A 26,865-nucleotide genomic window follows, 5' to 3' on the forward strand; every position below is an offset into this window, starting at 1 on the left:
AAGAGCGGCGCGAAGGCGCCGCTCTTCGGGCAATCAGACTTTGCCCTGCGCCACTTCTTCCGGTTTCAGCTCGACGATCGCGTCGAGCGCTTCTTTCACGTCCAGCGCGTATTTGGCCAGCCGCCTCTGCTCGTCCGTCTCGGGCACGAACGCCGGCACCGGCACGGGACGACCGTTCTCGTTGACCGCGACCATCACGACCAGGCAGTCGGTGGTTTGCAGCAACTCGCCGCCCTTCGGATCGCCCGCCTGCACGGACACGTGAATATGCATGCTGGTCCGGCCGGTCGCCACCACGCGGGCGCGCAATTCGACCAGATTGCCGACCAGAATCGGCCGGCGAAAGCGGATATTGCCCACGCTGACCGTCACGCAATAGCGCCCCGACCACACGGCCGCGCACGCGTAGGCCGTTTCGTCGATCCATTTCATCAGGGCGCCGCCGTGCACCTTGCCGCCGAAATTGACGGAAATCGGCTCGGCGAGAAAGCGGAAAGTGGTTTCCGAACGGTCCAGCGGCGCAACGGGTTGGGTGCTCATGTTGACTCCGGTCAATCGCATGTGGGGCAAAGGTGGCGATTATACGAGTGCAATATGGCCAAGTCGCGCTCTGTCCGGCGTTTGCTTATGACGCTTATTTATGGAAGGTAATGCCTTCGTCGAGGGTGCCGTACATCGAGATGCTGCCCGTCCCCGCCCCGCCCGACGAACCCGCGCCGCCTTGCGCGCACGCACTGAACAGCAAAACCGCCGCCGCGACGGCCAGAAACGTTTTCATGACTGCGATTTCCCACGAAGACAGACCTGGATTCTAGCCTGGCCACCTTGCGCTACGCTGGAGCGCAAGGTGGCGACCGGGGCAGCGGGAGCGATGCGCGGGGATTCGATTGTTCACGCCAGACTGAAACGTCGCGTGCCGCGAGCGTTTAAAGTCGATACGACAGCGCGCCGCCGCCAACACCGCCCCCGCTCACCGGAGACCTCCATGACCACCCACCCGACAGACGAACCGCAGCACTTCCCCGGTTTGAGCCGCATCGGCGCCCTGCTCGCCGACCCGGGGCGCGCCGCGATGCTCTGGTCGCTGATGGACGGCAGCGCGCGACCCGCCGGCGAACTCACGATGATCGCGGGACTCTCGCCCTCGGCGGCCAGCGCCCATCTCGCGCGCCTGACCGACGGCGGCCTGCTGGCGGCCGAGGTGCGCGGACGGCATCGCTATTTCCGCATTGCCTCGCCGGAAATCGCAGCGTCGATCGAAGCGCTCGCCAACGTCGCGCAAGCCACCGCGCCGCAGCGGCCGACGCCGCGGCCCGTGCGCACGGTGCCGTCGGACATGCGTTACGCGCGTACCTGTTACGACCATATGGCCGGCGAACTGTCGGTGCGTGTGTTCGAACGGCTGGTCGGGAGCGGCCTGCTGACGCTGCACGGCACGTCGCTGGAGGCGACGCCCGCTGGGGCGGCACGCCTCGCCGACTGGGGCATCGAGTTGTCGGCCGAGAAAAGCCGCCGGCGCCGCTTCGCCTGCACCTGTCCCGACTGGAGCGAACGCCGCCCGCATCTGGGCGGCGCACTCGGCGCGGCGCTGCTGTCGTCGTGGTCCGCACAGGGCTGGGTCGAACGCACCGCGCGGCCGCGGATTCTACGCATCACGCCGGCTGGGCATCGTCACTTCGACGCGTTTCTCGCAGGCTGACCTTTGGATTCGCGCGGTCCGCCGCCGACCGCCGCGTCATCGAGACCTTTTGTTACACGCTGATGCCAGGGCCTTACAAAAGTGCGGGCCTTGAAACAAACGCCGCAGGTACAGTGATCCACGGATACGGCAGGTGCCGTCTCCGCTGGAGAACGATCATGAGACCACTGGCCACCATCCCCTATTCCGCTCATCGCACGCTGCGTTACACGCTGATCGCCGCAGCGACTTTTCTGTTAGCCGCTCAAGCCGCATTTGCCCAGACCACCGCGCAGACCGTCGATCCGGCGCAGCAGGCAGCGTCTGCCCAGAATCCGGACACCGATCCGCCGGGCCGCGTCGCGCGGCTGAACTACACGGCGGGCACGGTGACCACCGAACCGGCCGGCGCGACCGACTGGTCCTATGCGCAGATCAACCGTCCGCTCACGACCGGCGATCAGTTGTGGAACGACCGCAATGCGCGCTCGGAACTGCACATCGGCTCGACCGCCGTGCGTCTGGGCGAATCGACCAGCCTCGACCTGCTGGCGCTCGACGACGACAGCGCGCAACTGAAGGTCGTGCAGGGCAGCCTGTCGGCACGCGTGCGGGAACTGCCGCCGGGCACGTCGTACGAAATCGATACGCCGAATCTCGCGCTCGGCCTGAACGGTCCCGGCGACTACCGGGTCGACGTCGCGCCGGACGGCAGCAGCACCACCGTCACCGTGCGCAGCGGCAGCGCGACGGTGTACGGCGAGAACGGTCAGGTGCCGGTGGCGGCGGGTCAGCAGATCCGCTTTGCGGGCACGAATTTGCAGCAGAGCGCGAACAACGGCGCGCCCGGCCTCGACGCGTTCGACCAGTGGGCGATGAGCCGCGATGCCGCGGAGGACCGCTCGGTGTCGGCGCGCTATGTGTCGCGCGATATTCCCGGCTATCAGGATCTGGACGCTAACGGCACGTGGCGCAGCAGTCCGCAGTACGGCGAGGTGTGGGTGCCGCGTGCGACGCCGGCGGGCTGGGCGCCTTATCACGACGGCCACTGGGTCTGGCAGGCGCCATGGGGCTGGACCTGGGTCGACGACGCGCCGTGGGGCTTCGCCCCTTACCACTACGGACGCTGGGCCTATGTCGACGACGCCTGGGCCTGGGTGCCGGGGCCGGTCGTCGAGGACGCGCCGCCGGTGTATGCGCCGGCGCTGGTCGCCTTCGTCGGCAACGACGGCGGCGGCGCGGACTGGGGGGTGAATCTGGCGATAGGCGGCGCGATCGCGGCGGGCGTGGCGTGGTTCCCGCTCGGTCCGGGCGAAGCGTGGCATCCGCATTGGGGCGATCGCGATCACTGGAGCCCGCGCTATTACCAGCGCGTCAACGAGTACAACCGCAACGTGACGAACGTGAATGTCACGAATATCCACAACACCTACATCAACTATCGCGCGCCGGGCGGCTTGACGGCCGTGCCGGCGACGGCTTTCGTGCACGGTCAGCCGGTCGGCCGCTTCGCGCAGCGGGTCGATCCGCAGCAATGGCGCAACGCGCGCATCAATCCTGGAGCGCCGGGCATTGCGCCGGTGCGGGAGAGCTTCGGGCCGGGACTGCGCAATGCCAATTTCCGGCCTGGCGCGGGCGCAATGGCGCGTCCGGTGATGGCGACGCGTAGTCCCACGCTGCCGGCCGCTTATCACGACAGTCTCGCGCAGCGTTTTGCACAAAGCGGCGGGCGCGTGCCCGGCGCGGGTCAGCCGATCGTGCGCACTTCCGTGCCGGCGCATATGACGGCTGGCATGGGCGTTCCGTCGATGCAGAACGTACGTGTCGTGCAGTCGCATCAGGCGGGACGGATGCCTGGGGCGGCGCCGGGGGCGCCGGGTGGGCAAGGCGCGCCCGGCGGAATGCAGGCGGGGCAGCGGCCGGGTGAAGGGATGGGCGGTGCGCCGGCGGCGCGTCCGGGCATGCCGCCGCAGATGGCTAACGTGCGGGCGCAGCCAGCTGAGGCGCAGCGCTCAGGTAATGGCGTGCCGCGTCCTCCGCAGGCCAACGTCGGCGGACAGAATGGTTTCGCGCAGCAGCAACGTGGGATGCCACAGCAAGCCGGCGCGGAAGCTCGTCGCGAGCCGGTTTGGGGCCAGCCGCATACGCCGATGGCGCAGCAGGGTGCGCAAGCCCAGCAGAACCTGCGGGAACAGACAAGAGCGGGTGAGACGGCTCGCCCGGAACCTCAAGCCAACGGCGGCAGACCTCAGCAGGCCGCCCCGCATCCGGCGGAGAATCCGGCGACGGTGCAACAGGCGCGGCAAGCGGAGTTTCGTCCGCAAGGCGAGCGTCCGGCAGGTGCGCAGGCACCGCGTTTTGCACAAGGTCAGGCGCAGGAGCAGACGCGTCAGGAGTTTCATCCGCAGCAGATTCAGCAGCCGCGGCAGGAAACGCGGCAGGAGCCGCGTCAGGAGCCTGTCCGTCAGCAACAGCCTCGGCAGGAATTTCATCCGCAGCAGGCGCAGCAGCAGCCTCGGCAGGAATTTCATCCGCAGCAGGCGCAGCAGCAACCGCATCCGCAGCAACAGCAACAGCAACCGCAGCGCGCCGAGCAACATCCCGGCGGCGGTGGTGGCGGCGGTGGGAATCACGACGATCACCACAGAAGCTGACACCGGGTTACCGACCGCTACCAGCCTCACTGGCGCAGATGGAAAAAGCCCCCGCGATTTACATCGCAGGGGCTTTTTTCGAATCTGCAGCCGGCAAAGGGTTTCACACCGCCATTGGCGCCGTCAACGGCTCATGATGCCGGTAGCCGACCAGCGAGAAATCCGACGGCTCGATTTTCTCGAGCCATTCGGGCTCGTACACGCCGGTCTTCGCATAGTCCGGCACGCGGTCCGAGATAGCGAATGCGGGGCTCTCGTACGGTTCGCGCGTCAACTGCTGCTGCAGCATGTCGAGCTGATTTTCGTAGATATGCGCGTCACCGATGAAATAGGTGAACCAGCGCGGCGTGTAACCGGTCAGCCGGCCCACCAGATGCAGCAGCGCCGCGCCTTCCGTCAGATTGAACGGCGTGCCGAGACCCACGTCGTTGCTGCGGATATAAAGACACAGCGAAATTTCCTTGCGCGCAACATTCGGCAGGAACTGATACAGCAGATGACACGCCGGCAACGCGATCTGATCCAGCACCGCCGGGTTCCACGCATGAAACAGAATCCGCCGGTCGGCCGGGTTCTGCATGATCGTGTCCAGACACTGACGCAACTGGTCGATCGCCTTGTAAAGCAGCACCTTGCGGCTGCCCTGCTCGTCGAACTCGGTCACGACCTGGAAGCCGCGCTCCTGTGCGTCGGTCAACTGCGCAGCGGCGCTTGCATCCAGCACCTTGTAGGCCGGCCACTGACGCCACTGCACGCCGTACACATCGCCGAGATCGTCGGGGCCTTCGCGGTACGGATTAGCCAGCCATTGCGGATTCTGATTGGCGTTCGCGTCCCACACCTTGCAGCCGAGATCGCGAAAATCCGCGGCACTGCGCGACGCGCGCAGAAAACCCACCAGTTCGCCGACCGCCGACTTGAACGCCAGCTTTTTCGTGGTGACCGCCGGAAAGCCCTGCTGGAGGTCGAAGCGCAACATCGCGCCGGGCAAGCTGATGGTACGGATGCCCGTGCGGTTCTCCTGCCACGTACCGGTGTCGAGAATCGTGCGGACGAGGTCGAGGTATTGTTTCATGCGGGTTCCTTCGACGGGACGCTTGCCGGACTCGGGCGTGCGCCACGGAAATTGGCGAAAAACCCGATTTTAGCAAGCGCGGCCCGCTGCCGTCCGATCGAGCCGCGCAGCGTTGAAAAATCGACGCGACAGACCGAACCACTACGAGCCGAGCGCGCGTAGTCGTTAAAGCAGCGATAGGGATGATTGCAAGGCGAGAAAACAGAAGCGTTATAACGGCCCGCGAGACCCGCGAGGCACGTCAAACGTTTAACTACGGTTCATCTGCAACGGTCCTTCGGCTCCTCTCAAAGATGCGGCACTGAAGCCGGCAATTCGCCGCCGTGCGACGCGTTGCTCAGTGGTTCGGTTTCCATGTGACGCATACCGTGCGAACACAGCAGGCGATACAGGGTGACCCGCGAGATGCCGAGTTCCTGGGCCGCATCGCCGAGCCGTCCGCGATGGCGCAGCAGAGCCAGTTCGATGGCCTGCCGCTCGGCGGCTTCACGCGCCTGCGCAAGCGACACCGGCACGATCTCGACATACTCGCCGAGTTCCAGGTCGCGCGCCGTGATGGCCCGCCCTTCCGACATTACGATGGCGCGCCGCACCCGGTTGATCAGTTCGCGCACATTGCCCGGCCAGCCGTAGTTGTGCAGCGCGGCGATCGCGTCCGGCGCGAAACCCCGCAGCCGGCGACTCGCGTCTTTCTTGAAGCGCTCCAGCATGTGCCGCGCGAGCAGTTCGATGTCCTTGCCGCGCGCGCGCAGCGGAGGTTCGTCGATCTGCAGCACGCACAAACGGTGATACAGGTCCGAGCGAAACCGCCCTTCGATCATCGCCGCCGTCATATCCACGTGCGTGGCGGAGATGATGCGCACGTCGACGTCGATCGCACCGTGACCGCCCAGCCGTTCGACTTTGCGTTCCTGCAGGAAGCGCAGCAGGCTTGCCTGGCTTTCGAGCGGCAGATCGCCGATTTCGTCGAGGAACAGCGTGCCGCCATTGGCGGCTTCCACGCGGCCGATCTTGCGCTGATTGGCGCCGGTAAACGCGCCGCGCTCGTAGCCGAACAGTTCGGATTGCAACAGATGCGGCGGAATCGCACCGCAGTTGATCGGCACGAACGGCGCATTGCGGCGCGCCGAGCGTTCGTGAATCGCCACCGCGGTCAATTCCTTGCCAGTGCCCGATTCGCCGGAGATAAACACCGGCGCGTCAGTCATGGCCACTTTGCGGATGGAGCGGAACAGCGCAAGCATCGCATCGCACGAGCCGACCATCTCGCCTTCTGCACCTTGCGATGCGTCGTTCGAAGCCGGTTCGCCGAGAGACACCATGCCGTAAGCGTGACCGACGGAATCGACGATACGGTCGCCTGAGTAGGGCACCGTGACGTAGTCGAAGCAGTAGTCGCGCACGAGCCGGCGCAAGGCCACGTCCTGCAACTGGCCGGGCATCGTCGCCGCGACCCAGCCGACGTTCGGCAAGGTCAGGCAGGACTCGAAAGCCGCAATTTCGTGCGGCTGGAAATTGCTGGACAGATCGAGCAGTCCGCCCGCTGCCGCACCGGCGCGAACGGCCCGGCGCACATCGCGCGCCGATCCAACGACTTCGACCTGCCAGCCGCGCTGGTTGAAACGGGTGTTCAATTCCGCGCTAGGGTCGCGCGAAACGTAAATCAGTTGCCGCGTTGCGGGTTCCATTCTTCAGATCCTCTCGTCAACGAACGTTAAGGATGATGCACGTACCTGAACCACGTTCAGACACGCTGACTCGTCCGGGATTCGCAAAAGCAAAAACCGAACGGCCATTCCATTCCGTGCGGACAGCTGATCCCCAAGAAAGCGGCGTGTGTGTTTAAGACAGCCCGTTATCGGACTTTTTTAAGATGAACTTCTTTTTCGAGAGCTTACTATACACGCGCCGCGCGGAAAACAATTATGCGAATTTAATCCGCAAGTGCCCGTTGGGCGGACCTCCGCTGCTGGAACCGGGGTTATTCAGCCGACCAATGATTTAACGTACGAAGTCTATTGGATTAAGCAGGAAAAAGGTACTTCATACCGTTCGAATTAACAATTTACAGGTATTTCCTGCCAATCGTTTCAACGTTGAAACACTTTTGTCCGAATTACGCGAGTAACCCGCGGCATTTACGCGTCGCATTGCGGCTCAGCAATGGATTGCAAGCAATGGCACGTGTTTCGCTATATGTCTCACCAAACGGAGACAAAATATGCGACAAGGTTTAAGAACCGATTTAAAAACACTCGCGCGGCGCGCCGCGCTGGGTGGCGCAGTGCTGCTGCACCTGCTGGCGGGCGAAGTTCGCGCGCAGCCGGTTTCAGCAACCGGAGACTTCCCGGGGCCAGTTTCGATCACACCTTTGACGACCGGCAGACACGGCATTCCGAACGATGGTGCATTTCTGAATCCTATTTTGACGGAGGACCGCACGGCGTCGCCGACGCGTGCCGCCCCCTCCGGAATGGCCATGAAGACAAGTTCCAGCACGAGCGCCGAAGGCGATTCGCACGTCACTCTGTGGGACGAAATCGCGCCACCCGCGCCGCGGCCGGTTCCGGTCGACAACACGCGGGCGGCGCAAGGTCATCTAGCGAGCCACGCAGCGAAGCCGACCCGATTGCACTAGGCGGCCTGCGTGACGCCTCGCGCCCGCTCCCTGCGAGCGGATTCCGTGCGCCGGGACGGCGAGGCGCCTCAGGTAGAATCCTTCAGGTTACGTACTCCCTTCCATTCGATGACGACGCTTACCCTGATCGTCGCTCGCGCCAACAACGGCGTGATCGGCCGCGACAACCAGTTGCCCTGGCGACTTCCCGAAGACCTCGCGTTTTTCAAACGCACGACCATGGGCGCGCCCATCATCATGGGGCGCAAGACGCATGAATCGATCGGCCGGCCGCTGCCGGGGCGCCGCAACATCGTCGTGACACGGGACGCCACGCGCCGCTTTCAGGGTTGCGACGCGGCCACCAATCTCGCGGATGCCCTCGAACTCGCGGCGCAGGACCAGGCGCCCGAAGCGTTTCTGATCGGCGGTGCGCAGCTGTATGCGGAAGGCTTGCGGCAAGCGGACAAGCTGATCGTCACCGAAATTTCGGCGGACTTCGCCGGCGACGCCACCTTCCCCGAACTCGACGAACAGGAATGGGAAGAGATCGCGCATGAAACGCACCGTGCGGATGCACCGAACGACTTCGACTACGCGTTCGTGACGTACCGGCGCAAGGGCACGTGAGCTCGCCTGAACCCACCGTTCTCGCCAGCTCAAATGAAAAACGCCACGCATTAACATGCGTGGCGTTTTCTTTGCCGCCGGATTCACGTTCGGCGTTCAGTCCTACTGCCCGGCGATCGTCATTCGTTCGATCAACACCGAGCCGGTTTCCCTCGTTCCGCGCGTGAGCGTATCCGCGCCGACCGCGACGATATGCCGGAACATTTCCTGCAGCGTGCTCGCCACCGTGATTTCCTCGACGGGGTACTGGATCTTGCCGTTCTCGACCCAGAAACCGGACGCGCCACGCGAATAATCGCCCGTCACGTAGTTCACGCCCTGCCCCATCAGCTCGGTCAGCAACAGGCCCGTGCCGAGCTTCTTGAGCATTGCTTCGAAGTCGTCTTCCGGCCGCGTCAGTGAGCTGCGGAACGACAGGTTGTGCGAGCCGCCCGCATTGCCCGTCGTCTTCATGCCAAGCTTGCGCGCCGAATAGGTCGACAGGAAATAGCCTTCCACGACACCGTCCTTGACCACCGACCGCTTCTGCGTGCGCACGCCCTCTTCGTCGAACGGTGCGCTGCCCATTGCACGCGCGACGTGCGGGTCTTCGACCACCTGAATGTGCGGCGCGAACACCGGCTTGCCCAGGCTGTCGACCAGAAACGACGTCTTGCGATACAGCGCGCCGCCGCTCGTCGCCTGCACGAACGCACCGAGGATACCCGCGGCGAGCGGCGCTTCGAACAGCACCGGCACCTTGCGCGTATCGAGACCGCGCGCACCGATGCGCGACAGCGCGCGCTGCGCGGCATAACGGCCGACGGCTTCGGGATCGGCAAGATCGGCGGCGTTGCGGGTGGAGGTGTACCAGTCGTCGCGCTGCATGTTGCGGCCGCTGCCGGCAATCGGCGCGCAGGCCACGTAGTGCCGCGAGAACGGATAGCCGCCGAGGAAACCGCGTGAGGTGGCCAGCACGAATTGCGAGTGTTGCGCCGAGACGCTGGCGCCTTCCGAATTCTTGATCTGCGGATCCGTCGCGAATGCAGCATCTTCCGCACGACGGGCGATTTCGACGGCTTCGTCCGCGGACAGATTCCACGGGTGATAAAGGTCGAGATCGCGCGGCGCGGTCTCGAGCAACTCGGCTTCGGCGAGTCCCGCACAGTCGTCTTCGGCCGTGAAGCGCGCGATGTTGTAGGCGGCGGCCACCGTATCCTTGAGCGCCTGCGATGAAAAGTCCGAGGTGCTCGCATTGCCGCGTTTATTGCCGATGAACACCGTCACGCCGACCATCTTGTCGCGGTTGTGTTCGATCGTTTCGACTTCGCCGCGCCGCACGGAGACCGACAGGCCGTCGCCTTCGGAAATCTCGGTGGCCGCATCGGTGCCGCCGAGCGACTTTGCGTGACGAAGGATGTCGGAGGCGATTTCCTTCAGCTCATCCTGGGTATGCGGAAAAAAGCGCTGCTTGACGTCCATGTCTGCTGCCATTGTGGTTGCCGTCCTGTTCGGGGCCGAGCGGCCCTGTGTGTTCGCCCATGTCACGTCGTTACGCTTGCATGGGCGTCGTTAAGCATCCCGCGATCATAACAAGGTAAGCGCAGCCGTACCTGGCATTCACCTGCACGGCGGGCGCGCACGGGGCTGTGCCGGCGCGGCACGTTACAATATCGCCATGACACGCAAAACCCGCATTCAACCCATCGAAACCGCCGAGCCGGAAGTCGACGAGAACGGTTACGACCGTCCCAGCAAGTCCCAACTCAAACGCGACATGCACGAGTTGCAGGAACTGGGATCGGCGCTGATCGCGCTGCCCAAGGACGCGCTCAAGCGCATGCCGATGCCCGAGAAGCTCGACGACGCCGTGCGCGAAGCGCGCCGCATCACCGACCACGAAGGCAAGCGCCGCCAGGTGCAATACGTGGGCCGCGTCATGCGCTCGCTGCTCGACGAGGAAACCGCCGCACTGCGCACCGCGCTCGACACGTATAACGGCGTCAACAAGGCGGAAACGGCCAAGCTGCACTGGATCGAGCGCACCCGCGAAAAGCTGCTCGCCGACGACGTCGCGCTGACCGAATTCATCCGTCAGCATCCGAATGCCGACCCGCAGCAAGGACGCACACTCATCCGCAATGCACGCAAGGAAGCGCAGCAGAGCAAGCCGCCGCGCTACTTCCGCGAACTGTTCCAGTGGATCAAGAACGCGGACGGTCCGTCCGCCGATAGCGAAACCGACGCCGACCCGGCGCTCGACGACGATGACGAGCGCGACGACTAGGCCCATGCCAAAGCCCGAGCGTCGTCATGCAGACGAAATCGTCATCGGTATCGTGTCCATTAGCGACCGCGCGTCGACCGGCGTGTACGAAGACAAGGGCATCCCGGCGTTGCAGGAGTGGCTGGGCAGTGCGCTGACCTCGCCGTTCCAGACGGTCACGCGCCTGATTCAGGACGACGCGCCGACCATCTCGGCAACGCTGATCGAACTGGTGGACGACATCGGCTGCGACCTGGTGCTGACAACCGGCGGCACCGGCCCGTCGCGCCGCGACGTCACGCCCGAAGCGACCCTCGCGGCGGCGACCAGAGAGATGCCCGGTTTCGGCGAACAGATGCGGCAGATCAGCCTGAATTTCGTACCGACCGCGATTCTGTCGCGCCAGGTCGCGGTGATCCGGGAAACTGCGCAGCATGCGGCGCTGATCGTCAATTTGCCGGGTCAGCCCAAGTCGATTCGCGAAACGCTGGAAGGTTTGCGTGATAGCGAAAGCGGCGCCGTGAAAGTGCCGGGTATTTTCGCCGCGGTGCCGTACTGCATCGACCTGATCGGCGGCCCTTATATGGAGACGAACGCCGAGGTCGTGAAGGCGTTCCGGCCGAAGAACGCCGTACGCGCGCCCCGGCCGGATTGAACCGGCGCGGCTGCTTCGTGGGCTTTATTGCGCGGCAGCTTCGTCCGGCGCGTCCGGCACGCCCGGGATCAGGAAGTGCTCACGGTAGTACTTGAGTTCGTCGATCGACTCGTGAATGTCGGCGAGCGCCGTGTGCATCGCGCGCTTCTGGAAACCCTTATAGATGGCCGGCTGCCAGCGGCGGCACAATTCCTTCAGCGTGCTGACGTCGAGGTTGCGGTAATGGAAGAAGCGCTCCAGGTCCGGCATCCAGCGCGCCATGAAGCGGCGGTCCTGGCAGATCGAATTGCCGCACATCGGCGACTTGCCCGGCGGCACGTATTGCGCGAGAAACTCATGAATCTGTTCGGTGGCGTCGGCCTCGCTCACCGTCGACGCCTTCACCCGATCGATCAACCCCGAACGGCCATGCGTGTTCTGATTCCACTGATCCATTTTGGCGAGCGTCTCGTCGCTCTGATGAATCGCGAGCACCGGTCCCTCGACCAGCCGGTCGAGCGTCGAATTGGTCACCACCACCGCGATTTCGATGATGCGGTCGGTGTCCGGTTCGAGCCCGGTCATTTCCATGTCGAGCCAGACGAGATTCATGTCGCTGCGCACGAGCGGCGACGAGTCGGTGGAGGCGAGGATATCAGTCATGAAGATTGGTCGAGTATGAGTTGGCGCTGATTAAGCACGCCCCGCTGCAAAGCGGGAAGAAACATATAATTCTCGCATAGTTACCACGGAATCCCCGGATGCCTACCCTGACCTTCACCGTTCTGTTCATCGTCGCCGTCGTGGCGATGGTCGGCACCAAACTCTGGCTCGCGTCGCGGCAAATCCGCTTCGTGGCCCGCCATCGCGAGCAGGTGCCGAGTCAATTCTCCAACACCATCGCGCTCACCGCGCACCAGCGCGCCGCCGACTACACCGTCGAGCGCACCCGTCTCACCATGATCGAAATCGTCGTCGGCGCAGCCGTGCTGATCGGGCTCACGTTGCTCGGCGGCGTGCAGTGGCTGGATCTGTCTATCTCCGACTGGCTCGGTCGCGGCTACGTCGGCCAGATCGTGCTGGTTGCCGCCGTGCTGGCGATCAACGGCGTAATCGATCTGCCGTTCGACTACTACCGTCAGTTCGTGGTCGAACAGCGCTTCGGCTTCAACCGCATGAGCAAAGGCATTTTCTTCCTGGACCGTCTCAAGGGCACGCTGCTCGGCGCGGCATTCGGGCTGCCGCTGCTGTTCGTCGTGCTATGGCTGATGAATCAGGCCGGCAGCCTGTGGTGGCTGTGGACGTGGGTCGTGTGGGTCGCGTTCCAGATGCTGGTGCTGGTGCTGTATCCGTCGTTCATCGCGCCGCTTTTCAACAAGTTCGAGCCGCTCAAGGACGAGGCGCTCAAAAGCCGCATCGAAGCCTTGATGCAACGCTGCGGTTTCGCCGCCAAAGGCCTCTTCGTGATGGACGGCAGCCGCCGTTCGGCGCATGGCAATGCGTACTTCACCGGCTTCGGCGCGGCCAAGCGCATCGTGTTCTTCGACACGCTGCTCGCGCGCCTGTCGGGCAACGAAATCGAAGCCGTGCTCGCGCACGAACTCGGTCACTTCAAGCGGCGTCACGTCATCAAGCGGATGCTGGTCACGTTCGCAATCAGCCTCGTCATGCTCGGGCTACTCGGCTGGCTCACGCAGTGCGTCTGGTTCTACGAAGGACTGGGCGTGCGGCCGTCGCTGATCGGCGGCAATAGCGGTCTCGCGTTGGTGCTGTTCTTCCTCGCCGTCCCGGTGTTCATGTTCTTCGTCACGCCGCTCGGCAGCCTGAGCTCGCGCAAGCACGAGTTCGAGGCCGACGCCTTCGCCGCGACGCAAACCGATGCGCAGGATCTCGTCAACGCGCTGGTCAAACTGTACGAAGACAATGCGTCGACCCTGACGCCCGACCCGCTCTACACCGCGTTCTACTACTCGCATCCGCCGGCGTCGCAGCGGATCGACCGTCTGCTGCGGCACGCATGAGCGGCCGCTCCCCGAAAGCGCCGCGCGCGCCGTCGACCACCCGCGTCGGTGGCCTCGTCATCGCCGCCCATGGCCGTCACTACCTGGTCGCGCCGGAAGACGGCAGCCCGATGCTGCAGTGTTTCCCGCGCGGCAAGCGCAGCGAGGTGGCGGTGGGCGATCGCGTGCTCTACGAACCGACCTCCGCCGATCAGGGCGTGATCGTCGAGATCGGCGAGCGGCGCAACCTGCTGTATCGATCGGATCAGTACAAGTCGAAACTCTTCGCGGCGAATCTCGACCAGTTGCTGATCGTGCTCGCCACCGAACCGCATTTCAGCGAAGACCTGCTCGGTCGCGCGCTGGTCGCCGCCGAAGCGAACGAACTCAAGCCGCTGGTCGTGCTGAACAAGACCGACGTGGTCGCGGAACTGGCGGGCGCGCGGGCGCGGCTCGAGCGTTATCGCGCGCTCGGCTATACGGTCGTGGAAGTGTCGATCAAGACCCAGCCGGACATCGCGCGTGCAACGTTGATCGACCATCTGCGCGGTCATTCGACCTTGCTGCTCGGCCAGTCCGGGATGGGCAAATCGACTTTGGTAAATCTGCTGATTCCCGATGCCGAAGTCGCCACGCGCGAAATCTCGACGGCGCTGAACAGCGGGCGGCACACCACCACCTTCACGCGGCTTTACCCACTGCGTGACGGGGCCGAAGGCAGCGGCGGCATCGACGGCGCACTGATCGATTCGCCGGGCTTTCAGGAGTTCGGTCTGCATCATCTGACCGAAGGACGGCTGGAACGCGCGTTCCCTGAATTCCGGCCACTGCTGGCGAACTGCCGGTTCTATAACTGCCATCATCTGCACGAGCCGGGCTGCGCGATTCTGGAAGCGGTCGCCGATGGCCGCATCCGGCGCGAACGGCACGCGCTGTATGCGCAACTCGTCCACGAAGCCAGCCAGATCGTGCGCTGACGCGCCGGGATCACGATGAAACTGATGCGCGCGCCGAATCTGATCATCGGACAGCACTGGATCAATCTGCTGGCCACGGCAGGGATCGCCTGCGAGTTGCACAACCGGTATCTGAACGGCGCGCTCGGCGATATTCCGGCCGACCAATGCGCACCGGAGTTGTGGCTCGTCGACGATCGCGACGAGGCGCTCGCGCGTCGTCTACTCGATGCCGCCGCGCAAGGGCCGGCAGCGGGCTCGCCTTCGTGGCACTGCCAGTCTTGCAGCGAGACGCTGGAGGCGCAATTCACCGTGTGCTGGCAGTGTGGGACGGCGCGCGATCCGTTCGCTTGAGGCATAAAAAAAACCGGGTTGGCTCACCCGGTTTTTTATCCCGCTAACCTCGAGTGGCTTTAAGCGAGCCACACCGCGATGGTCAGCATCAACAGCAGGATCATCCACAACACCACGGCGCGCCACACGAGGCCCACAGCCGATTGCAACGTGCGCGGCGTGCAGTCGTCGCCCACCTGCATCGGACCGCCGTCACCGGTGGCGAGCGCGTCGAGACTCGACGGCTCCGCGAGCGGGCCGCTCAGCCGCGCGCCCAACGCACCGCTGCCTGCAGCGAGCAACACGCCGTCGTTGGTATCCGGCCACTGACGCGCATGATTGCGCCATGAATAAATCGCGTCCTCGAAGTTACCGACGATGGCGAAGCCGAGCGACGTGAGCCGCGCCGGAATCCAGTCGATCACGAAGAAAGCCTGCTGCGCGAAATTCGAAAACGCCACCGTGCGATCGTCCGCCGGGCGCACCCACGCGCGCGCCAGATATTCGGCGATGCGATACAACACGGCGCCGGCCGGACCGACCGGAATCAGGAACCAGAAGAACACGCCGAACACATGGCGATGCGATGCCACCACGGCGTGAATGAGCGTGTGCCGCACGATCTCGCTGACGGGCATGTCGACGGTATCGAGCCCGGTCCACTCGTTGAGAATTTCGCGGGCGCGCGGCACGTCGTCGTTGTTCAACGCGAGGTGGATGTCGGTGAAGTAATGGCTGAACTGGCGGAAGCCCAGCGTGAAGTACAGGACCGCGACGTTCCAGAGAAACGCCAGCGCAAAGTGAATGTGATACAGCACGTAATAAACGAGTGCGACGGCTAGCGTCCACGGCAGGACTACGACGAGCCAGGCGAGCACGCCATGCCTCGACTTGCCGGCGTCGAAGCCGTGCGCTGCGGACTCCGCATGGTATTGAAGCAACGCTGCAACAGGATTATTCAGCGCGAGCGCGCGTACCTGTTCGATGATCAGAGCCAGCAATACGGAGAAAAAGGTCATGCGATGCGCCGTGCTTTTTGAGTTTTTACGTGTGAGTCAGAACGATAGCACAGGGTCGGATGCGACTGAGCAGCGCCGCTGACAAACACCCTACGATTGCAACGGCCAACGGCGCTCATGCCCGCAGGAAACGATAGAAGTTGCGCAGCATGGCGGCCGTCGCGCCCCAGATGAAGTAGTGACCGCCGGGCTCGCCGGCGCTGCCCGGGTGACCGTCCCGCGGATACGGCATCGCGAAAAAACGACGCTCGCCGCCTTCATGACGGAACACACGCTCTTCGTGATGCGCGGGGTTCATCAGAAACGCGAGCGGAACCTCGAAGACTTCGGCCACTTCGAAAGCATCCGCTTTCAACGTGAACGGCGGATGCACGAGGCCGACCACCGGCGTGACACGGAAGCCGGTGCCTGTCAGGTAGTCGGGTAATGCGCCGAGAATTTCGACGCGGGTCGGGTCGAGGCCTACCTCTTCCTGCGCTTCGCGCAGCGCCGTCGCGGTGGCGTCGGTGTCGAAGGGTTCGTGACGGCCGCCCGGGAAACTCACCTGGCCGGCATGATCGTTCAGATGATCGGCGCGCTGCGTCAGCAGTACGGCGAGGCCGTTGTCGCGGACGACCAGCGGCACCAGTACCGCGGCCACGCGCGGGTCGGCATGCGTGTCGCGCCAGGGTGTTTCGATAATCGGCTCGAGCGTCCAGTCCAGATGTTGCTCGAAGCGTGCACGCAGACCCTCGGGCGTAAGACGCCCTTCGGCCACCGGCGGCAGATCGGCACCTGTCGCTTCGACAGGCAAAGATTCAGGCTCAAATGCGAGGCGGATCAACGGGTCTCTCGAATAGGCGGATAGGGATAAGCCGCTATTTTGACCTGGCAAACAAAAAAGCACCCGCGAGGGGTGCTTTTTCTTACAGCATTTACGCTTCGACAGCGGCGCGATCTTTCTTCGCGACCAGCTTTTCCTTGATCCGGGCCGACTTGCCCGAACGGTCGCGCAGGTAGTACAGCTTTGCACGACGCACATCGCCACGACGCTTCACGACGATGCTTGCCAACAGCGGCGAGTACGTCTGGAACGTACGCTCGACGCCTTCGCCCGACGAAATCTTGCGGACGATGAACGACGAATTCAGACCACGATTACGCTTGGCGATGACCACGCCTTCGTAAGCCTGAACACGCTTACGCGTACCTTCAACCACATTCACGCTGACGATCACCGTGTCGCCGGGGGCGAATTCGGGGATAGTCTTCTCGCCGAGGGCGCGCGCGATTTCTTCCTGCTCGAGTTTTGCAATCAGATTCATGACTGACTCCTAAATCCATCTTGTCGGCGTTCGTACCTGCCTCGTGAAAACACTCGGCTACGGCCCCGATAGAGGATGGGTTCACATCTGGCGCCGTCCACGCATGGGCGACGCCGCCTGGTGTCCGCTGGAAAGACCCCGGCTTTACGCCTTCGACTCTTCCTTCGCGAGACTTGCAAGCCATGCCTCGTCGGCACGGCTCAACATCTTGTTCTTTCTGGCCTTCACGATCAGATCGGGCCGTTTGTTCCACGTGTTGCGCAGCGCTTCACGCCGACGCCAGGCTTCGATTTCCGCATGATGACCGCCGAGCAGGACATCGGGTACGCGCACGCCGTCGTATTCTTCCGGCCGCGTGTAGTGCGGGCAATCGAGCAGCACGTCGACGAAGCTGTCCTGCACCGCCGACTGCGAATCGTTCAGCACGCCTGGCAACTGACGCACGACGGCATCCATCAACGCCATGGCCGGTAACTCGCCGCCGGACAACACGAAGTCGCCGAGACTCACTTCTTCGTCGACGACCCGGTCGAGCAGACGTTGGTCGATCGCTTCGTAGCGACCGCACAGCAGGATGAGACCGGGCTGCGCCGCGAACTGCATGACCCGCTCGTGATTCAGCGTGGCGCCTTGCGGCGACATCATGACGACGCGCGGTGCGCCAATACCCTGCTCCACCTGCGCTGCCTTCGCCGCGCCGATCGCTTCTTCCAGCGGTTTGGCCAGCATGACCATGCCGGGGCCGCCGCCGTAGGGGCGATCGTCGATCGTACGGTAGCTGTCGGTCGTGAAATCGCGCGGATTCCACGTACGCAAACCATAACGCGCCTGCTTCGCCGCCCGGCTGGTGATACCCCAGTCGGTCAGCGCGCGAAACATGTCCGGAAAGAGCGTGACGACATCGAACTGCATCGCTCTCTCCAGTCAGCGAAAAATTTTAATAGTCGGCTTCCCAGTCGACGGTAATCTGCTTGCCCGCCTGGTCCACCGTTTTGACGAAGACGCCGACGAACGGGATCAAACGCTCGCCGGTGACCGGCTTACCGTTTTGGTCGGTATCCGGATATTCGATACGCAACACCGAGTGCGCACCGTTGTCGATCATGTCCGCCACCTTGCCGAGGTTGACTCCGGCAAGGTTCACCACGTCCAGGCCGAGCAGGTCGACCCAGTAGAACTCGTCGGCCTCGAGAGCCGGGAATTCGCTGCGGCTGATATAGATGCGGGTACCGCGCAGTGCCAGCGCAACGTCGCGGTCGGTGACGCCGCCCAGTTGGGCGACCACACTGTCGCTATGCGTTTTTGCCTGCAATGACGGCGCCGACTTGCGCTCGTGGCCTTTGAGCAACCACCAGCGCTTAGCGCTCAGCAGTGCGTCGCCGCCGTGTCCGGCGTCGGCATGCGCCGCCACCTTGACCCAGCCTTTGAGGCCGTAAGCGTCGACGACCGCACCGACTTCTACCGCGTCGGATGGCCAGCTTTCCGCCGTCTCCGCACGCATTTCTGCGGCGTCCAGACCGGATCGGGATTGGCCAGCCACTTCGACTTTCACCTTGGGTTCGGCACGTTCGACCGGCTTGCGGACGAATGCTCCGAACGGCGCCTGGACAGACGACTTCGTGCGTGGGGCGGCTGCCTTCACGCGACCTGAATTGCCGGAATCACGTTCAGACATGAAAAACCCTCACTGCCAACTTCGACGATTGGCTGCACGCGCTTGGTTCGCAATTGCCTTGCGGCTGCGTCGCGGTTGCCTATCGCGGTTGCCTGGTTAAGCAGCCGGTTGAGCCTTCTGCGCTTCTTTCACGAGACGTGCAACGGTCGGCGACAATTGTGCGCCAACGCCTTGCCAGTACGTCAGGCGGTCTGCAGCGATACGCAGTGCTTCACCTTTGGTAGCGACCGGGTTGTAAAAGCCAACGCGTTCGATAAAGCGGCCGTCACGACGGTTACGCGAATCGGTTGCGACGATGTTGTAGAACGGGCGCTTCTTGGAGCCGCCACGAGCCAAGCGGATGATGACCATACTAGAATCCTTGAAAACCGGGGTTCGGAACGACTGAAACACGCGATTATAGCGGGAAAGCAACGCCATAACAAACACTTACCGGGATAAACTCAGCATCCGGTCCCCACTGACCGTCCAGGCGCGGCCTTCCGGCCGTGTCCGGACGCCCGGATCTCCTGACGGAGCGCACATGAAAGTCCCGCTGCTGCCTGCCCTGGCGTTGTCCATCCGCGCTGGCCTCGCAACCTTGCACGACTCGATCCGGGGGCGTCGCAATCGGCTTCTTCAAGCGATAGTCATGCTGACGCTGACAAGCTCCAGCCTGCCAATTTTTGCCGCACTGCCGGTGGAGCGCATCAAATTACCGCCCGGCTTTCACATCGAAGTGCTTTCGGACGACGTACCGAGCGCACGCGCCATGTCGATTTCGCCGAAAGGCGTGCTCTATATAGGCAGTCTCGACGGCCACATCTATGCGCTCGAATTGCGCGATGGCCGCGTGAGCGCCCGGCACGTGATCGCCGCGGGCCTCGAAACGCCGGCAGGCGTGGCCTGGCATGACGGCGCGCTGTACGTCTCGGCCGTGTCGAAAATCGTGCGCTTCGACGCGATCGATACCCATCTGAACGATCCACCCCGGCCGGCCGTGGTGATCGACACGTTACCCACCGAAGACGCCCACGGCTGGAAATTCATCGCATTAGGACCGGACGGCAAGCTGTACGTGCCGCAAGGCGCGCCGTGCAACATCTGCCTGAAAGACCGTGATCGGTACGGACTGATCGGACGGATGGACCCGGACGGCAGCCACTACGAAGTCGTCGCGCGCGGTGTGCGCAATTCGGTCGGCTTCGCGTGGCAGCCGGGTACGCACGAGCTGTGGTTCACCGACAACGGTCGGGATCTGTTGGGCGACGACGTGCCGAGCGACAAGCTCAACCACGCGCCGCGCGCCGGCATGGATTTCGGCTTCCCCTACTGCCACGGCGGGGACACGCCCGACCCGGAATTCGGCAAAGGTCACCCGTGCAGTGCCTTCACGCCGCCGGTGGTGCAACTCGGCGCGCACGTCGCCGCGCTCGGCATGCGCTTTTATCGCGGCGACATGTTCCCGTCGGCGTATCGCGACAGCATTTTTATCGCCGAACACGGCTCGTGGAATCGCAGCAAGAAAGTCGGCTATCGCGTAGTACGGGTGACAACCGCGCCGAACGACAGCAACGCCCATCAGGAAGTCTTTGCCGAAGGCTGGCTCCAACCCGGCGACAAGGTCTGGGGCCGCCCCGCCGACGTGCTGCCGCTGCCCGACGGTTCGCTGCTGATCAGCGACGACTACGCCGGCGCCATCTACCGTGTCACCTACAAGGCGCCATAACGCGTCGTAGCCGCATGCCGCCCGCATGAGCGCCCTGCCCCCGGCCACATGCCGTGGTCACGTCGTCCCGGCCGGGCGTAGAATGCGCGTCGTTCCGCGCCGATTGGCGCACCGCTCCTTTCGACCGCCGGCTACCCGCACCGTCTACATGTCCACTTCCGTTCCGAATCTGCCGCATTCCCCGGACTCCTCACACTCCGGACGTTTCCGGTCGAAGACCCTGACCGCAGCGCTCGCTTTTTTCTTCGGTAGCCTCGGCGCGCATCGTTTCTATCTGTATGGCAAGCGCGACATTTATGGCTGGGCGCATCTGCTCGCCACGCTGATCGGCATTCCGGGCGTCTTGCTGGTGGTGGCGACCGAACGCGCGTCGATGCCCGGCTGGGCGCTGGCGTTCGCTGGGGGCATTTCGCTCCTGGCCGCCTTTCTCGCCGCAATCGTCTACGGGCTGCGTCCGGATGAAAAATGGGACGCGCAATTCAACCGTGACACCCCGCGCAAAAGCCGCTCGGGCTGGACGGTGATCTTCATCGTGATCTTTTCGCTGCTGATCGGCGCTTTCCTGCTGATGACGGGCCTCGCGATCTCATTCCAGACTTACTTCGAAAGTCAGGTCGAAGCGGCCAAAGCGTTGTCGCAATAAACCCGATGGCGAGGCCTGCAGGTCGCAGGCGCTAGAAAAGATCCAGTTGCGGATCGTCCCGCCCCGTGCGCCCGACCTGCACCGGCCCCAGTTCTACCCGGCGAAAGTGCGACATATCCAGAATGCCGCGATCGCGCCGGTTCATTCCCAGACGGCGTACGGCATTGTAGAAGCGCTGCTTGAGCAAATCCGCCCACAAGCCCTCGCCCTTCATCCGGCTGGAGAAGTTGGCGTCGTAGTCCTTGCCGCCCCGCATATCGCGCACACGCGCCATGACCCGATCGGCACGATCGGGAAAATGCGCCGCGAGCCAGCCTTTGAAGAGCGGCGCGACTTCCCACGGCAATCTCAGCACGATATAGCTGGCGTTGGTCGCGCCCGCCTCGGCGCAGGCCTCGAGCACGCGCTCCAGATCCTGCTCGGTGACGAATGGGATGACCGGCGCGATGCTGACGCCGACCGGAATGCCGGCTTCGCTCAACGTGCGAATGGTGCGCAACCGACGCGACGGCGTGGCCGCGCGCGGTTCGAGCGTGCGGGCGATGTCGGCGTCCAGCGTGGTGATGGTGATGGCCGCCATGAACTGACCGCGCGCCGCCATGGGCGCGAGCAGGTCGATATCCCGCTCGATCAGCGAGGACTTGGTGATGGCTGCGAACGGATGGTGATGCTCGCTCAGCACCTCCACGACCCGTCGTGTCAGTCGCAATTCCCGCTCCGCGGGCTGCCACGCGTCGGTGTTGACGCCCAGCGCGATGGGTTCGGGCTCGTAGGATTTCTTCGCCAGTTCCCGCTCGAGCAATTCAGGCGCGTTGATCTTTGCGTAGATACGGCTTTCGAAATCCAGCCCCGGCGACAGACCGAGATAACTATGCGTGGGGCGAGCGAAGCAGTAGATACAACCGTGTTCGCAGCCGCGATAGGGATTGAGCGACACGCTGAACGGAATATCCGGCGACGCGTTGCGTGTCAGGATGCTCTTTGCGCGCTCCTCGAAAATCTGCGTTCGTAGCGCGGGAGGTTCGTCGCCCGGCGCATCCGACGAGGATTGCCAGCCGTCGTCGACGACTTCCCGCTGATCGACCTCGTAACGACCTTGCAAGTTGGTGACCGCGCCGCGCCCCTTGCGAGGCGCGGGCGGAGCAATCGGAAATTCCTGAGCGGAAGAGAGGTCGGAGTCGGTCACGGAGGTGGCATACAAAACGGCGTAAAAACCTGTACAAATATACAGTGTTTACGCCGTTTGTCGAGACCGTTACGGCTCGCCGACCGCGATAGTCAGCGTCTCCTTGATCTCCTCCATCACCACATAGCTCTTCGACTGCACCGCGCCGGGCAATTGCAGCAGGATGTCGCCGAGCAGCTTGCGATAGTCGGCCATCTCGCCGATGCGCGCCTTGATCAAATAGTCGAAGTCGCCTGACACGAGATGGCATTCCAGGACCTCGGGAATCTTCTGCACCTCCCGGCGAAACTGGTCGAACATATTGCCGTTCTTGTGATCGAGCGTGATCTCCACGAACACCAGCAGCGCCGCACCCAGCTCGGCCGGATTGACCCGCGCGTGATAGCCGGTGATGACACCGTCGCGCTCCATCCGTTTGACCCGCTCGATGCAGGGCGTCACCGATAACCCGACCTGCTCGGCGAGGTCCTTCATCGCCATCCGGCCGTCCTCCTGAAGTAGCCGCAGGATCTTGTGATCGAGCTTGTCGAGCGCCCGGACCGGTTGTCGCTGTGTTCGCATAATGTTTTTACTGAAAATCCAAAAAATACAATAACAAAACCTATTAAAACGTTAATAGTATAGCGGCTAACACTGGGCCAGCCGCCTTGAACCTCGTTAATCGATTGAATTGCGCGAACGAAATAGGAAATTCAGCGAATCGACGAGCACAGCGCCCACTCATCTTATTGAATCTCCTGGAGCAGCTATGCGAGTCGTCGTCCTGGGCAGTGGTGTCGTTGGCGTGACGAGCGCCTATTACCTGGCGCGTGCCGGCCACGAAGTGACCGTCATCGATCGCGAAGCCGGTCCCGCGCTGGAAACCAGCTTTGCCAATGCAGGTCAGATTTCTCCGGGTTACGCATCGCCCTGGGCCGCACCGGGTGTGCCGCTCAAAGCTGTCAAATGGATGTTCCAGAAACATGCGCCGCTGGCGATCCGGCTCGACGGCACACAATTCCAGCTTCAATGGATGTGGCAGATGCTGCAGAACTGCACATCGTCGCGTTATGCCGTCAACAAGGGCCGCATGGTCCGCCTCGCCGAATACAGCCGTGATTGCCTGCAGGCATTGCGCGCCGACACCGGCATCCAGTACGAAGGCCGCACCGGCGGCACGCTGCAGGTGTTCCGTACGCAACAGCAATTCGATGGTGCCGCCAAAGACATCGCCGTATTGCAAGAAGCGAATGTCCCGTACGAACTGCTGTCGCCGGCCGAGCTGGCGCAGGCTGAACCGGCGCTCGCCGCCGTTTCGCACAAGCTCACGGGCGGTCTGCGCCTGCCTGGCGACGAAACCGGCGACTGCCAGATGTTCACTACGCGCCTCGCCGCGCTGGCAGAACAACTGGGCGTCAAATTCCGCTACAACACCCCTATCGACGCGCTTGCCGTGACCGGCGACCGTATCGCCGGCGTGCAATGCGGCAGCGAACTGGTGCGTGCCGATTCGTTCGTCGTCGCGCTCGGTTCGTACTCGACGAGTTTCCTCTCCGGCATCGTGAAGATTCCGGTCTATCCGCTGAAGGGCTATTCGATCACCGCGCCGATCGTCGACGCGGCGGCCGCGCCGGTGTCCACCGTGCTCGACGAAACCTACAAGATTGCGATTACCCGTTTCGACGACCGCATTCGCGTCGGCGGCATGGCCGAGATCGTCGGCTTCGACAAGTCCCTGCGGCAAGCGCGCCGTGAAACGCTGGAATTGTGCGTGAACGATCTGTTCCCGGGCGGCGGCGATACGTCGAAGGCCACGTTCTGGACCGGCCTGCGCCCGATGACGCCGGACGGCACGCCTATCGTCGGCCGCACGCCGCTTGCCAACCTGTTCCTGAATACCGGACACGGCACGCTCGGCTGGACGATGTCGTGCGGCTCGGGCCAACTGCTCGCCGATGTCATGTCGGGCAAGCAACCCGCCATCAAGGCAGACGACCTCTCGGTGCACCGCTACCTCGGCGAGACAAAAGGCGCGCATCGGCCGGCTTACGCCTGAGGCCTAAGCCACACCGACCCGGTCGAGCAGCAAAAACAAACGGCGCCTTGCAAGGCGCCGTTTGTTTTGAAGCGAGGCAATGAGTGGCCAGGTCAGAACTGATCGTCCGATAACGCCAGCACGCTTTCCTCACCCTTCGCGCTCACGATCGACACCTCGAATGCCGACGCCAGCGGCAATACATGCTCCGCGTAGAATTGCGCGGTCGCGATCTTCGCGCCATAGAACGACGGATCTTCGTCGCGTTTTTGCGCCGCGATGAGCAGCGCACGCGCCATCTGCCAACCGCCCAGCACGATGCCCGCCAGCTTCAGATACGGCACGCTGCCCGCAAACACCGCATTCGGATCGCGCTTCGTGTTCTCGACCACGTAGTCCACCACCGCGCTCAACGAGCGGTGTCCGTGTTCGAGGGACTTCTTCATCGAATCGAATGCCGCACCCGACTGGCCGCCGAGCGCTTCGATGGTTTCGGCGATGCTCGCCAGCAATGTCTTCGCCACCTTGCCGCCATCGCGTACCGTCTTGCGGCCGATCAGATCGTTCGCCTGGATCGCGGTCGTGCCTTCGTAGATCGGCAGGATTCGCGCATCGCGGTAATACTGCGCCGCGCCGGTTTCTTCGATGAAGCCCATGCCGCCGTGCACCTGCACGCCGAGGCTCGTGACATCGATCGAGAGTTCGGTGCTCCAGCCTTTGACGATCGGCACCAGATATTCATACAGCGCCTGATGTTCGGCCCGCGTCGCTTCGTCGGGGTGACGATGCGCGATGTCGCAATGCGCGGCGGCCACATACGCGAGCGCGCGCGACGCTTCGGTGAGACCACGCATCGTGGCGAGCATGCGACGCACGTCCGGGTGCCGGATGATCGCCACCGGCTGCTTCGCCGAGCCATCGACCGGACGGCTCTGCACGCGGTCCTTCGCGTACGCCACGGCCTTCTGATACGCGCGGTCCGAGACGCCCACGCCCTGCATGCCCACTGCGAAGCGCGCGGCGTTCATCATGATGAACATGTATTCGAGGCCGCGATTTTCTTCGCCGATCAGATGACCGATCGCACCGCCGTGATCGCCGAATTGCAGCACCGCGGTCGGGCTCGCCTTGATGCCGAGCTTGTGTTCGATCGACACGCAATGCACGTCGTTGCGCTCGCCGAGCGAGCCGTCCGGATTGACGAGAAACTTCGGCACGATGAAAAGGGAGATGCCTTTCACGCCGTCGGGTGCGTTCGGTGTGCGCGCCAGCACGAGATGGGCGATGTTCTTCGCCATGTCGTGCTCGCCCCACGTGATGAAGATCTTGGTGCCGAACACCTTGAACGAACCGTCGCCCTGCGGTTCGGCGCGCGTGCGCACCAGCGCGAGATCGGAACCGGCTTGCGGCTCGGTCAGGTTCATCGTGCCGGTCCATTCGCCGGAGATGAGCTTCGGCACGTAAGTCTGTTTCTGCTCCTCGGTGCCGGCCGTCAGCAGCGCTTCAATCGCGCCATCGGTCAACAGAGGACAGAGCGCGAACGACAGGTTCGACGCATTGAGCATTTCGACGCACGGCGTGGCGATCAGCTTCGGCAAGCCCTGACCTTCATAGTCGACCGGGTGTTGCACGCCTTGCCAACCGCCTTCGCCGAACTGGCGGAACGCCTCCTTGAAGCCAGGCGTCGCGGTCACGACGCCGTCTTTCCAGCTACTCGGATTGCGGTCGCCTTCGACGTTCAGCGGCGCCAGCACCTCGCCGCACAATTTCGCCGATTCCTCGAGCACGGCCTGCGCCGTATCGAAGTTGGCGTCTTCGAAACCCGGCAGCGTCGCGATGGTGTCGAGACCGGCCAGTTCTTTCATCACGAACAGCATGTCCTTGATCGGCGCCGTATAGCTCATTTCAGTTCTCCTCCTGTCTTGATATAAAAAAAGGGCGCCGGACTTGCTCGGTCCCGCGCCCTTTCCTGTGCCGGATGCTGTCGCCCTACTGGGTGGCGACTAAGCGGCGCTTAGCCTAATCCGCTGACGAGTTCCGGCACGACGGTGAACAGGTCACCCACCAGACCGTAGTCGGCGACGCTGAAAATCGGCGCTTCCTCGTCCTTGTTGATCGCGACGATCACCTTGCTGTCCTTCATCCCGGCCAGATGCTGGATCGCACCCGAGATGCCGACCGCGATATACAACTGCGGTGCGACGATCTTGCCGGTCTGTCCGACCTGATAGTCGTTCGGAACGAACCCTGCATCCACAGCGGCGCGCGATGCGCCGAGTGCGGCGTTCAGCTTGTCGGCCAGAGGTTCGAGCACCTTCGTGTAGTTCTCGCCGCTGCCGAGACCCCGGCCACCCGACACGATGATCTTGGCCGACGTCAGTTCCGGACGGTCCAGCTTCGTCACTTCGCGCGAGACGAACTGCGAGATGCCGCTGTCGGCTGCGGCTTCGATCTTCTCGACCGTCGCGCTGCCGCCTTCGGCTGCGACCGCGTC

General features: G+C 63.5%; 28 protein-coding genes. 12 read left to right on the forward strand and 16 right to left on the reverse strand.

Going from position 1 to position 26,865, the window contains the following annotated elements:
* Positions 1–33: 33 nt before the first annotated feature.
* Both FQ746_RS09740 and FQ746_RS34745 read right to left on the reverse strand, forming a co-directional pair.
* A complete protein-coding gene (locus FQ746_RS09740) occupies positions 34–540 on the reverse strand; it encodes an acyl-CoA thioesterase (protein ID WP_144108858.1) in 507 nt (168 codons plus the stop codon).
* A 94-nt stretch (positions 541–634) separates the two neighbouring features.
* The gene (locus FQ746_RS34745; protein WP_186310680.1) at positions 635–778 is read right to left on the reverse strand and encodes a hypothetical protein; all 144 of its coding nucleotides are present in this window, start codon (positions 776–778) and stop codon (positions 635–637) included.
* Between the two features lie 207 nt (positions 779–985).
* Here FQ746_RS34745 and FQ746_RS09745 point away from each other — a divergent pair, with 207 nt between their 5' ends.
* Both FQ746_RS09745 and FQ746_RS09750 read left to right on the forward strand, forming a co-directional pair.
* Positions 986–1,699 (forward strand): ArsR/SmtB family transcription factor, encoded by a 714-nt coding sequence (locus tag FQ746_RS09745; RefSeq protein ID WP_144108860.1) that lies wholly within the window; start codon positions 986–988, stop codon positions 1,697–1,699.
* Between the two features lie 158 nt (positions 1,700–1,857).
* Positions 1,858–4,332 (forward strand): DUF6600 domain-containing protein, encoded by a 2,475-nt coding sequence (locus FQ746_RS09750; protein WP_144108862.1) that lies wholly within the window; start codon positions 1,858–1,860, stop codon positions 4,330–4,332.
* Between the two features lie 103 nt (positions 4,333–4,435).
* Here FQ746_RS09750 and FQ746_RS09755 read toward each other — a convergent pair whose 3' ends face one another.
* Both FQ746_RS09755 and FQ746_RS09760 read right to left on the reverse strand, forming a co-directional pair.
* On the reverse strand, positions 4,436–5,407 hold the full coding sequence (locus FQ746_RS09755) for a thymidylate synthase (RefSeq protein ID WP_144108864.1): 972 nt from the start codon (positions 5,405–5,407) through the stop codon (positions 4,436–4,438).
* A gap of 287 nt (positions 5,408–5,694) precedes the next feature.
* The gene (locus tag FQ746_RS09760) at positions 5,695–7,095 is read right to left on the reverse strand and encodes a sigma-54 dependent transcriptional regulator (protein ID WP_144108866.1); all 1,401 of its coding nucleotides are present in this window, start codon (positions 7,093–7,095) and stop codon (positions 5,695–5,697) included.
* A gap of 791 nt (positions 7,096–7,886) precedes the next feature.
* Here FQ746_RS09760 and FQ746_RS34750 point away from each other — a divergent pair.
* Together FQ746_RS34750 and FQ746_RS09765 are read left to right on the forward strand one after the other, a co-directional pair.
* Positions 7,887–8,045, forward strand: a complete 159-nt coding sequence (locus FQ746_RS34750; RefSeq protein WP_186310681.1) for a hypothetical protein — start codon at positions 7,887–7,889, stop codon at positions 8,043–8,045.
* Positions 8,046–8,153: 108 nt separating this feature from the next.
* On the forward strand, positions 8,154–8,654 hold the full coding sequence (locus FQ746_RS09765; RefSeq protein WP_144108868.1) for a dihydrofolate reductase: 501 nt from the start codon (positions 8,154–8,156) through the stop codon (positions 8,652–8,654).
* A 102-nt stretch (positions 8,655–8,756) separates the two neighbouring features.
* Here FQ746_RS09765 and pmbA read toward each other — a convergent pair whose 3' ends face one another.
* The gene (gene pmbA, locus FQ746_RS09770; protein WP_144108871.1) at positions 8,757–10,127 is read right to left on the reverse strand and encodes a metalloprotease PmbA; all 1,371 of its coding nucleotides are present in this window, start codon (positions 10,125–10,127) and stop codon (positions 8,757–8,759) included.
* Positions 10,128–10,311: 184 nt separating this feature from the next.
* Between pmbA and yjgA the strand changes: the two genes are divergently transcribed.
* Both yjgA and mog read left to right on the forward strand, forming a co-directional pair.
* Positions 10,312–10,920: a ribosome biogenesis factor YjgA gene (gene yjgA / locus FQ746_RS09775; protein WP_144108873.1), complete on the forward strand. Its 609-nt coding sequence runs from the start codon at positions 10,312–10,314 to the stop codon at positions 10,918–10,920.
* Between the two features lie 4 nt (positions 10,921–10,924).
* Positions 10,925–11,554, forward strand: coding sequence for a molybdopterin adenylyltransferase (gene mog / locus FQ746_RS09780; RefSeq protein WP_409932393.1), 630 nt, complete (start codon positions 10,925–10,927; stop codon positions 11,552–11,554).
* Between the two features lie 24 nt (positions 11,555–11,578).
* Here the strand turns inward: mog and orn are convergent, their stop codons facing one another.
* Positions 11,579–12,196 (reverse strand): oligoribonuclease, encoded by a 618-nt coding sequence (gene orn / locus FQ746_RS09785; protein ID WP_144108877.1) that lies wholly within the window; start codon positions 12,194–12,196, stop codon positions 11,579–11,581.
* Positions 12,197–12,294: 98 nt separating this feature from the next.
* Between orn and FQ746_RS09790 the strand changes: the two genes are divergently transcribed.
* The 3 genes from FQ746_RS09790 to FQ746_RS09800 are packed head-to-tail and all read left to right on the forward strand — an operon-like array spanning position 12,295 to position 14,843.
* Complete coding sequence (locus tag FQ746_RS09790) at positions 12,295–13,554, forward strand: M48 family metallopeptidase (RefSeq protein WP_144108879.1); 1,260 nt, start codon at positions 12,295–12,297, stop codon at positions 13,552–13,554.
* Positions 13,551–14,510, forward strand: a complete 960-nt coding sequence (gene rsgA, locus FQ746_RS09795; protein ID WP_144108881.1) for a ribosome small subunit-dependent GTPase A — start codon at positions 13,551–13,553, stop codon at positions 14,508–14,510. The genes FQ746_RS09790 and rsgA overlap by 4 nt, the downstream gene beginning before the upstream one ends.
* Before the next feature lie 15 nt (positions 14,511–14,525).
* Complete coding sequence (locus tag FQ746_RS09800; protein WP_144108883.1) at positions 14,526–14,843, forward strand: DUF2007 domain-containing protein; 318 nt, start codon at positions 14,526–14,528, stop codon at positions 14,841–14,843.
* 59 nt (positions 14,844–14,902) lie between these two features.
* Here FQ746_RS09800 and FQ746_RS09805 read toward each other — a convergent pair whose 3' ends face one another.
* The 6 genes from FQ746_RS09805 to rpsP form a co-directional block, all read right to left on the reverse strand.
* Complete coding sequence (locus tag FQ746_RS09805) at positions 14,903–15,841, reverse strand: CobD/CbiB family protein (protein ID WP_144108885.1); 939 nt, start codon at positions 15,839–15,841, stop codon at positions 14,903–14,905.
* A 115-nt stretch (positions 15,842–15,956) separates the two neighbouring features.
* The gene (locus FQ746_RS09810) at positions 15,957–16,664 is read right to left on the reverse strand and encodes a CoA pyrophosphatase (RefSeq protein WP_144108887.1); all 708 of its coding nucleotides are present in this window, start codon (positions 16,662–16,664) and stop codon (positions 15,957–15,959) included.
* Positions 16,665–16,755: 91 nt separating this feature from the next.
* On the reverse strand, positions 16,756–17,145 hold the full coding sequence (rplS, locus tag FQ746_RS09815; RefSeq protein WP_144108889.1) for a 50S ribosomal protein L19: 390 nt from the start codon (positions 17,143–17,145) through the stop codon (positions 16,756–16,758).
* 144 nt (positions 17,146–17,289) lie between these two features.
* A complete protein-coding gene (gene trmD, locus FQ746_RS09820) occupies positions 17,290–18,057 on the reverse strand; it encodes a tRNA (guanosine(37)-N1)-methyltransferase TrmD (protein ID WP_144108891.1) in 768 nt (255 codons plus the stop codon).
* A gap of 25 nt (positions 18,058–18,082) precedes the next feature.
* Positions 18,083–18,820: a ribosome maturation factor RimM gene (gene rimM, locus FQ746_RS09825; protein WP_144108893.1), complete on the reverse strand. Its 738-nt coding sequence runs from the start codon at positions 18,818–18,820 to the stop codon at positions 18,083–18,085.
* 96 nt (positions 18,821–18,916) lie between these two features.
* Positions 18,917–19,171: a 30S ribosomal protein S16 gene (rpsP, locus tag FQ746_RS09830; protein ID WP_144108929.1), complete on the reverse strand. Its 255-nt coding sequence runs from the start codon at positions 19,169–19,171 to the stop codon at positions 18,917–18,919.
* Between the two features lie 280 nt (positions 19,172–19,451).
* On the opposite strand from rpsP, the gene FQ746_RS09835 reads away from it, so the two are divergent.
* On the forward strand, positions 19,452–20,528 hold the full coding sequence (locus tag FQ746_RS09835) for a PQQ-dependent sugar dehydrogenase (RefSeq protein ID WP_260853967.1): 1,077 nt from the start codon (positions 19,452–19,454) through the stop codon (positions 20,526–20,528).
* 148 nt (positions 20,529–20,676) lie between these two features.
* Positions 20,677–21,171: a TM2 domain-containing protein gene (locus tag FQ746_RS09840; protein WP_144108897.1), complete on the forward strand. Its 495-nt coding sequence runs from the start codon at positions 20,677–20,679 to the stop codon at positions 21,169–21,171.
* Between the two features lie 31 nt (positions 21,172–21,202).
* On the opposite strand, the gene FQ746_RS09845 is transcribed toward FQ746_RS09840, so the two are convergent.
* Both FQ746_RS09845 and FQ746_RS09850 read right to left on the reverse strand, forming a co-directional pair.
* A complete protein-coding gene (locus FQ746_RS09845; protein ID WP_144108899.1) occupies positions 21,203–22,357 on the reverse strand; it encodes a PA0069 family radical SAM protein in 1,155 nt (384 codons plus the stop codon).
* Between the two features lie 69 nt (positions 22,358–22,426).
* Positions 22,427–22,918, reverse strand: coding sequence for an Lrp/AsnC ligand binding domain-containing protein (locus FQ746_RS09850; RefSeq protein WP_144108901.1), 492 nt, complete (start codon positions 22,916–22,918; stop codon positions 22,427–22,429).
* A 187-nt stretch (positions 22,919–23,105) separates the two neighbouring features.
* On the opposite strand from FQ746_RS09850, the gene FQ746_RS09855 reads away from it, so the two are divergent.
* Entirely contained in the window at positions 23,106–24,392 is a 1,287-nt protein-coding gene (locus FQ746_RS09855) for a D-amino acid dehydrogenase (RefSeq protein WP_144108903.1), read from the forward strand.
* 92 nt (positions 24,393–24,484) lie between these two features.
* Here FQ746_RS09855 and FQ746_RS09860 read toward each other — a convergent pair whose 3' ends face one another.
* Positions 24,485–26,275 carry an acyl-CoA dehydrogenase gene (locus FQ746_RS09860; protein WP_144108905.1) on the reverse strand — a complete coding sequence of 597 codons (1,791 nt, stop codon included), beginning with the start codon at positions 26,273–26,275 and terminating at the stop codon, positions 24,485–24,487.
* 110 nt (positions 26,276–26,385) lie between these two features.
* Positions 26,386–26,865: electron transfer flavoprotein subunit alpha/FixB family protein (locus FQ746_RS09865; protein WP_222105861.1), on the reverse strand; the 480-nt coding region annotated here is incomplete at its 5' end.

The organism is Paraburkholderia sp. BCC1886, assembly GCF_900996245.1.
Classification (GTDB): domain Bacteria; phylum Pseudomonadota; class Gammaproteobacteria; order Burkholderiales; family Burkholderiaceae; genus Paraburkholderia.

What these genes read in the sequence shown, in the direction of transcription:
- rimM (WP_144108893.1), bottom strand. Translation starts at nt 18,820, where the DNA reads ATGTCTGAACGTGATTCCGGCAATTCAGGTCGCGTGAAGGCAGCCGCC.
- FQ746_RS34745 (WP_186310680.1), bottom strand. Translation starts at nt 778, where the DNA reads ATGAAAACGTTTCTGGCCGTCGCGGCGGCGGTTTTGCTGTTCAGTGCG.
- FQ746_RS09855 (WP_144108903.1), top strand. Translation starts at nt 23,106, where the DNA reads ATGCGAGTCGTCGTCCTGGGCAGTGGTGTCGTTGGCGTGACGAGCGCC.
- FQ746_RS09805 (WP_144108885.1), bottom strand. Translation starts at nt 15,841, where the DNA reads ATGACCTTTTTCTCCGTATTGCTGGCTCTGATCATCGAACAGGTACGC.
- FQ746_RS09740 (WP_144108858.1), bottom strand. Translation starts at nt 540, where the DNA reads ATGAGCACCCAACCCGTTGCGCCGCTGGACCGTTCGGAAACCACTTTC.
- FQ746_RS09745 (WP_144108860.1), top strand. Translation starts at nt 986, where the DNA reads ATGACCACCCACCCGACAGACGAACCGCAGCACTTCCCCGGTTTGAGC.
- rsgA (WP_144108881.1), top strand. Translation starts at nt 13,551, where the DNA reads ATGAGCGGCCGCTCCCCGAAAGCGCCGCGCGCGCCGTCGACCACCCGC.
- FQ746_RS09790 (WP_144108879.1), top strand. Translation starts at nt 12,295, where the DNA reads ATGCCTACCCTGACCTTCACCGTTCTGTTCATCGTCGCCGTCGTGGCG.
- FQ746_RS09850 (WP_144108901.1), bottom strand. Translation starts at nt 22,918, where the DNA reads ATGCGAACACAGCGACAACCGGTCCGGGCGCTCGACAAGCTCGATCAC.
- FQ746_RS09750 (WP_144108862.1), top strand. Translation starts at nt 1,858, where the DNA reads ATGAGACCACTGGCCACCATCCCCTATTCCGCTCATCGCACGCTGCGT.
- trmD (WP_144108891.1), bottom strand. Translation starts at nt 18,057, where the DNA reads ATGCAGTTCGATGTCGTCACGCTCTTTCCGGACATGTTTCGCGCGCTG.
- FQ746_RS34750 (WP_186310681.1), top strand. Translation starts at nt 7,887, where the DNA reads ATGAAGACAAGTTCCAGCACGAGCGCCGAAGGCGATTCGCACGTCACT.
- FQ746_RS09760 (WP_144108866.1), bottom strand. Translation starts at nt 7,095, where the DNA reads ATGGAACCCGCAACGCGGCAACTGATTTACGTTTCGCGCGACCCTAGC.
- orn (WP_144108877.1), bottom strand. Translation starts at nt 12,196, where the DNA reads ATGACTGATATCCTCGCCTCCACCGACTCGTCGCCGCTCGTGCGCAGC.
- yjgA (WP_144108873.1), top strand. Translation starts at nt 10,312, where the DNA reads ATGACACGCAAAACCCGCATTCAACCCATCGAAACCGCCGAGCCGGAA.
- FQ746_RS09755 (WP_144108864.1), bottom strand. Translation starts at nt 5,407, where the DNA reads ATGAAACAATACCTCGACCTCGTCCGCACGATTCTCGACACCGGTACG.
- mog (WP_409932393.1), top strand. Translation starts at nt 10,925, where the DNA reads ATGCCAAAGCCCGAGCGTCGTCATGCAGACGAAATCGTCATCGGTATC.
- FQ746_RS09860 (WP_144108905.1), bottom strand. Translation starts at nt 26,275, where the DNA reads ATGAGCTATACGGCGCCGATCAAGGACATGCTGTTCGTGATGAAAGAA.
- rpsP (WP_144108929.1), bottom strand. Translation starts at nt 19,171, where the DNA reads ATGGTCATCATCCGCTTGGCTCGTGGCGGCTCCAAGAAGCGCCCGTTC.
- FQ746_RS09800 (WP_144108883.1), top strand. Translation starts at nt 14,526, where the DNA reads ATGAAACTGATGCGCGCGCCGAATCTGATCATCGGACAGCACTGGATC.
- FQ746_RS09840 (WP_144108897.1), top strand. Translation starts at nt 20,677, where the DNA reads ATGTCCACTTCCGTTCCGAATCTGCCGCATTCCCCGGACTCCTCACAC.
- FQ746_RS09835 (WP_260853967.1), top strand. Translation starts at nt 19,452, where the DNA reads ATGCTGACGCTGACAAGCTCCAGCCTGCCAATTTTTGCCGCACTGCCG.
- rplS (WP_144108889.1), bottom strand. Translation starts at nt 17,145, where the DNA reads ATGAATCTGATTGCAAAACTCGAGCAGGAAGAAATCGCGCGCGCCCTC.
- pmbA (WP_144108871.1), bottom strand. Translation starts at nt 10,127, where the DNA reads ATGGCAGCAGACATGGACGTCAAGCAGCGCTTTTTTCCGCATACCCAG.
- FQ746_RS09765 (WP_144108868.1), top strand. Translation starts at nt 8,154, where the DNA reads ATGACGACGCTTACCCTGATCGTCGCTCGCGCCAACAACGGCGTGATC.